Below are 4,601 nucleotides of genomic sequence, written 5' to 3' on the forward strand. Positions count from 1 at the left end.
CCGTTTTAGGTGGACTGATTGCTTACTGCCTTAAATTGAAAAAACCATCACTGAAAGTTTTCTACTTAGAAGAAGATGTTCCAATGATGGCTTAAGCAGAATTCGGGTTAAAAGTAGGTTAAAATAAATACGATTAGATTTGGCACAGTGTACGCAGTCTGAGTTGCCCTGGGGTTTTAAGCCCGTTTTAAAGCTATTGGCGCATACACTGAGCCACTCATCTGAAACCCGAACAGTTGTCTGTTATCCATAACGCATTTGCAAGGCAGGGTAATATGAGTCAGCCAAGTCCACTTTGTGTAGGCATTGATGTTTCCAAAGCTTCATTGGATATCGCCGCCAGTACAACAATAAGCGCGTTCACTATCAGTAATGATCCTGATGGCTTTGACGTCATTGTGTCTACGCTGAAGGAACATACAATTTCACTGATCCTGATGGAAGCAACCGGAGGACTGGAAGCGGCTGTGGCTTGTGCGCTGCAAGCTGAAGGTTTTGATGTCGTGATCATCAATCCCAGACAAGCGCGGGATTTTGCCCGTGCTATGGGGTATCTGGCAAAGACTGACCGTATTGATGCCAAAGTTCTGGCTCAGATGGCGGAGGTGATAGATCGTCACCCCGAACGTGAACGGTTTATTCGAGCACTACCGGATGCTGAACGTCAGGTTCTTTCTGCCATGGTGGTGCGTAGACGCCAGTTGATTACCATGCTGGTTGCTGAGCGTAATCGTCTGCATCCATCTCATCCACAGAGTCGAAAAAGTATTAACGTGATTATTGAAGCATTGGAAAAAGAGTTGTCGCGCATTGATAACGATATGAATAACCATATCAAAACGCACTTTAAATCTATCTCAGAAAGACTTTGTAGCGTCAAAGGGATAGGCACGACGACCACCGCAGCATTGTTAGCAGAAGTACCCGAACTGGGTAAACTCACGCGTCGCGAAATCAGCGCCCTTGTGGGTGTAGCCCCTGTTAACCGGGATTCAGGGACAATGCGAGGCCGACGAACCATCTCTGGTGGTCGGGCTGGAGTGCGTACCGCACTCTATATGGCCGCACTTGTAGCAACTCGGTTTAATCCGGTGATCAAGGCGTTTTACAATCGGTTGCTCGCTGCGGGGAAGGCTAAAAAAGTGGCGCTGGTTGCTTGTATGCGTAAACTATTGACTATCCTGAACGCCATGACCAAAAAGAATGAGGAATGGAATGAATCGTATCACCACATTACCTCATAAAAAAATTGTCTAAGACAGTTGCTTTAAAGTTGGCGATCCCTTTAGCTCTTTTGAACCCACAGACTGGCAGCGGAAATCCATCGATAATATGTACCGGCCTGTCGAAGGCACCCAATAACCTCCATGGTGATGACTTCCGCGTCACTCAACTTGGGCGAGCTTCCCCGGTTTCTCAATCGTGTGCCTTGCTGTAACTCCGTTAAATTATCCTCTACCCAACAAAACACCCAAATGCTAAAATCTTGTTGTGACATAGCCTCTTGTTCCTTTATTTTTCTTTGTTTGTCGACTTAAAGTTATAAAGGAGCGGCTATGTCATTTCAACTCACCATAAAAGTCGAGCATCGCGTTATATTATGTTAATGGGATGGTACCGAACAGCATAATTAGCCCGTCAGTTTCCCTCAGCACCACATAAGATGCAGTACAGGCGCGATATTTCACTTGGTTTGGTTTGCAATTGGAAAATAAGCCTCATCATTATTTTGGGCCAGCCGGCCCTATTTTTACTAATTCCATTAATGATAATCTTTAATCTCCCTTAGAGGGTATCCTACCAAAAAATTCCAGGTAATGTTTCATTACTCATTGTTCATGAAATAAATTTTGTTAATACCTCTCTTGGTATTACGCGTCATTCTTATGATATAAAATGTGACGTAGTGAACCCCTAAGCTATTCATTGAAAAACAGTCAAATAGACTTTTCCGTATTGATAAACCTGATTACTGATGTTTATAGGCGGAGATGACCAACCGCCTTCATATTATTTAGCAATGTATTTTGTTGATTAAATGAGGGTTATACATGAATACTCAAGATAATAAACCGGATAAGACGACGAAAAAAGATGATGTACTTCCTGATACCGTAATCAGGGAAGAACGTACTGCCACGCTAAATCAAGCTGAAAATGGTGTCAGTAATATCTTTGGCTTTGGCTACTCACATGCCAACTTCTTTAACAGCCATTTCGGAGCCTAATTCCATGACAAAAACATTTAAAGTTCCTTTCGCCGCGCAAGGTGACAGAGTTTCTATTCCTGATGAAGTCCAGCCAAATGGTGCTGTTTCGTATGCTCAAGGTTACGGGGAAGCTTACGGGCATGACCAAAACGAAGATCCTACAGCAAGGGATATTGAACGTGAAAAAATGAACGGGATTTTTTACGATATCACGGAAGCGGTAGGGGAGATACAGACCTTCGGAGCAGCTCAATGGAGCAGTGATGCACAGCCTTATCCAGTGCGGGCGCTGGTGTATCACAAGCAGAAAGTTTGGCAATCCCGTATTGATAATAACAAGGAAGAGCCAGCGGCAGGTAATGCCTGGATAGAATTAAAAGCTGATCTGGCTGCTACTGATGTGGGAGCCTATAGCAAGGAGGAATCGAATGAACGCTTTCAGGCGAAAGGAGACTACCAGCCAGCAGGCAATTATGCTCCTGCCGGAAACTACGCCTTGAAAGGTGAAAGTTACACTAAACCGGAATCTGATTCTAAGTACCAAGCCAAAGGAAACTACCAACCTGCAGGTAATTACGCGGTACGTGGGGAAAGTTATACAAAATGGGAGTCTGATAATAGGTATCTGAGATCAAAGGTTACAGGTTGGAGTCTTTTATATAACGGATATGGATTAAGTGAAGAGGGTGTTAACATCAGTGAGGACATTCGCGGTAAAATTGTTTGGATTCTTGCTAATGAGGACTGGAGTTCATTTTATCTGCCCCCAGTTGATAATATTCCGATGTGGTGTGGTAACGCAGATAATAACTGGTGTACATTTAAAACAACCAATAATGGAAGAAAAATTCATAGAGCTTACGGGAAAGGGAATACTGAAATAAAAATGGTTTATGTTGCGAATTAGCCTGCGTAAGCTATTATCTTCTGATTAATATATTTTATTAATCAGGAGCACTAATGTTTGGTTGGAAAAAGGCTAGCTTTGATAATTACGTAGAAGCATATAATTTGTATGGGGGAGGGATCTCAACCTCCCCTGAGGTACTTCAATTTTTACATTATCGATTTAATTTTAACGAAAAATATTTCGTTAAAACAGATGACAATGACAACATACTGGCGGCAGTATGTGTTTGGAATTCTAATTATTTAGCAGGCGATCCCAACGTATTCCACGAATTTTATAATCCTTATCCTGTTTGTCCTAACGAAATTATTTTTCCAATCAAACAGGGTCATAAATGTGTGTTGCCATTCAAATCAAAATTTCTTTCATCTAAAAATGCAACGAGTGTTCTTAATAGCTTTCATATGGTAAATGCCAATCGTGAAATTTGTTTTGTGAAAAAATCATCAGGCAAAACAGTAAACACACGAAATAGGGAGTTAAAAAAATTTCTTAATAATGGTGGGAGTATAATTAATATTTTAGACATAACAACAGATGAATTTGTTGATATTTACGATGAATTGTTCTTTATGCGCAGACAAATCCATATTGACAAAAAAGCTATAAAAGAACTACTGGATGAAATTCCAACATTGAAGTTTGGTAATCTTTTGTTTTGGAACAATAGACCAGCTGCTGTTCAGTTTGTTATAAAGAAACAATGTATTAATTGGATTAACTTTGATTTTGTTAATATTGGAAGAAATATGAATTTGCAAGATAGCTCTATTGGAACAATTGCGATGTGGGTTAATGTCAGAGATGCTATGGCACTTTCAGAAAAAGAAAAAGTTGAAATGAGGTTTAGTTTTGGACGTCCTACGTTTGATTATAAAGATCGTTGGTGTGTAAGAGAAAAATTATACAGAGTTATTACACTTTGAAAATAAGAGTTTTTCTCCATATCACTCTGATACCCTATCAACGTAGTTAGCAATCTACTGTGTCATTCTGCCCCTAAAATTTAACTATCGGACAGGGCAGAGTCCTACTTTTAATAAAAATTTTCCAAACCAAGCCATTGGTCGTCAGGATCTTTGAATGTGTCCTCAAAAAATACGAATAATATTTCATATTCATCTTTAGGTGATGACATTAGTCGGTAAAAACTATTTCCATACCACCAAAGCCGCTTAAATTATATCCAGAGATGAGGATTTTATTTCTTTTTACCATGATACCAACAGATTAAGTTAATAGTATGTTAATAAGGGGGCGAACTCAGGGCAAGATCACGAATGTTTTTTAGTCAAAAATAAACAGGTTGCTTCGAGTAAAGCGCTGTGATCTTATACTCTCTTTTGAGCATTGAAACCCAATATCATGTGCCTTGAAGACTTCAGCCTGCATTTTTCAGCGATCCAAGACCCGCGTCAGAGCGCAAAAATCGCCTATCCCTTATTTGATATCCTGTTTGCGTCGCTTTGCGCAATGATTGC

Annotated in this window: 5 protein-coding genes and 2 pseudogenes; 6 read left to right on the forward strand and 1 reads right to left on the reverse strand. The window is 40.4% G+C overall.

Translation table 11 applies throughout. The features are described from left to right. Both AAC854_RS21195 and AAC854_RS21200 read left to right on the forward strand, forming a co-directional pair. Positions 1-95: pseudogene (locus AAC854_RS21195) on the forward strand (IS982 family transposase); the annotation flags it as partial. Between the two features lie 180 nt (positions 96-275). Then, a complete protein-coding gene (locus AAC854_RS21200; protein ID WP_340618826.1) occupies positions 276-1,244 on the forward strand; it encodes an IS110 family RNA-guided transposase in 969 nt (322 codons plus the stop codon). A 22-nt stretch (positions 1,245-1,266) separates the two neighbouring features. On the opposite strand, the pseudogene AAC854_RS24430 reads toward AAC854_RS21200, so the two are convergent. Beyond that, positions 1,267-1,498 (reverse strand): annotated as a pseudogene (locus AAC854_RS24430) (IS982 family transposase); the annotation flags it as partial. A 553-nt stretch (positions 1,499-2,051) separates the two neighbouring features. Between AAC854_RS24430 and AAC854_RS21205 the strand changes: the two are divergent. The 4 genes from AAC854_RS21205 to AAC854_RS21220 all read left to right on the forward strand — a co-directional run. After that, positions 2,052-2,228, forward strand: coding sequence for a hypothetical protein (locus AAC854_RS21205; RefSeq protein ID WP_340618827.1), 177 nt, complete (start codon positions 2,052-2,054; stop codon positions 2,226-2,228). Between the two features lie 4 nt (positions 2,229-2,232). Then, positions 2,233-3,117 carry a hypothetical protein gene (locus AAC854_RS21210; protein ID WP_340618828.1) on the forward strand — a complete coding sequence of 295 codons (885 nt, stop codon included), beginning with the start codon at positions 2,233-2,235 and terminating at the stop codon, positions 3,115-3,117. Positions 3,118-3,170: 53 nt separating this feature from the next. Next, positions 3,171-4,046 carry a GNAT family protein gene (locus tag AAC854_RS21215; RefSeq protein ID WP_340618829.1) on the forward strand — a complete coding sequence of 292 codons (876 nt, stop codon included), beginning with the start codon at positions 3,171-3,173 and terminating at the stop codon, positions 4,044-4,046. Positions 4,047-4,485: 439 nt separating this feature from the next. Further along, on the forward strand, positions 4,486-4,601 hold a 116-nt coding region (locus tag AAC854_RS21220), incomplete at its 3' end, for a transposase family protein (RefSeq protein ID WP_340618830.1).

It is taken from the genome of Xenorhabdus entomophaga (genome assembly GCF_037996725.1).
In the GTDB taxonomy this organism is placed as follows: Bacteria; Pseudomonadota; Gammaproteobacteria; order Enterobacterales; family Enterobacteriaceae; genus Xenorhabdus; species Xenorhabdus khoisanae.